Genomic DNA, 1,498 nt, shown 5'->3' with positions numbered 1-1,498 from the left:
CAACAACAGCTCCACCGTGATTAATAACGTCGAAGCCAAGTTCAAGATCGCCGACGCCGGGACCGGAACGAAAACCATCACCGCCGACAAAACGGGAACGGAAATCATCACGTTCGCCGGCGACGGCAACCTGATCGAATCCGAAGTCGGCACGGCTGGCGTGAAGCACAAAGTCAACACCGCCAACCTGAACACCGCCATCAACAACCAGATCGCCAACAACACCACCGTGCAGAACCTCGCCGGCGGCTTCAAAGTGAAAGCGGGAGCGAATGAAGGCCCCATCGTCGCCGGCAATACGTTGGAATTCGCCGGCAAAAACTACGTGGAAGCCGAGTATGACAGCACGGCCAAGAAAATGACCATCGGCCTCGACGACGCCACCAAGAACAAGATCGACAACCTCAGCACCACCATCAACAACGCGTCCAAATGGACCATCAAAGACGGAGAGACGCCGGCGGGCGAGAAAGAAATCAACAGCACCACTCCGCTCGTCGTCAAAGGCGAAAACGGCGTCACCACGAAAGTCGACGCGGGCGGCCTCACCATCGGCCTGAACGGCGCGAACCTGAGCAATACCATCAACAACAGCTCCACCGTGATTAATAACGTCGAAGCGAAATTCAAGATCGCCGACGCCGGGACCGGAACGAAAACCATCACCGCGGACAAGACCGGAACGGAAATCATCACGTTCGCCGGCGACGGCAACATTATCGAATCCGAAGTCGGCACGAGCGGCGTGAAGTACAAAGTCAACGCCGCCAACCTGAACACCGCCATCAACAACCAGATCGCCAACAACACCACCGTGCAGAACCTCGCCGGTGGCTTCACCGTCAGCAACGAAGCCGGAACGAAACAGGACATCACCCTCGGCGGCGCGACCAAGAAGAACATCAAGTTCGCAGGCGAAACCGGTAAGATCGACGTGACCGTAGCGGCCGACGGAAGCGACGGCGCGAAAGTGACTGTGTCGGCCAACCCCAACCTCGGTCAAAACATCGACATCAGCAACAACTCCGCCATCACCACCATCACCGGCACCCTGTCCGGCGGATTGAACTTCGCCGGCAACGACGGCGCCGTCAACCGCACCCTCGGCCAGACCCTGAACCTCAAAGGCGGCCTGGCAAGCGTGACGAGTGGCGCATCCGGCAAGAACCTCGGCGTGAAAAAGAACGCCGCCGGCGACGGCTTCGACCTCGTCATGAGCGAGACCCCCGAGTTCGCCAGCGTCACAGTCAAAAGTGGCGCGAACGAAATCAAACTCAACGGCGCGACAGGCACCATCGCCGGTTTGAGCAACACCACCCTCGACGCCGGCTGGGGCGAAAACGCCCGCGCCGGACAGGCCGCCACCGAAGGCCAGCTGAAAGCCGCCGCCCTCGCCGCGGGACAGAACGCCACCTACACCATCGGCGCCGCCCCCCACGGAAGCGCCCCCGGCATCCTCCTCGACAGCGCGCACAAACGCCTCGACATCATCCCCACA

At 60.5% G+C, this 1,498-nt stretch carries 1 protein-coding gene; it reads left to right on the top strand.

Annotated elements, in window-relative coordinates; translation table 11 throughout:
- Positions 1-16 precede the first annotated feature (16 nt).
- On the top strand, positions 17-1,498 hold a 1,482-nt coding region (locus tag B0D78_RS12075; protein WP_168170134.1), incomplete at its 3' end, for a hypothetical protein.

Source organism: Pyramidobacter sp. C12-8 (genome assembly GCF_002007215.1).
Taxonomy (GTDB): Bacteria; Synergistota; Synergistia; order Synergistales; family Dethiosulfovibrionaceae; genus Pyramidobacter.
The sequence above is the reverse complement of the archived record's forward strand: the minus strand, read 5'-3'. Positions and strand labels throughout refer to the sequence as shown.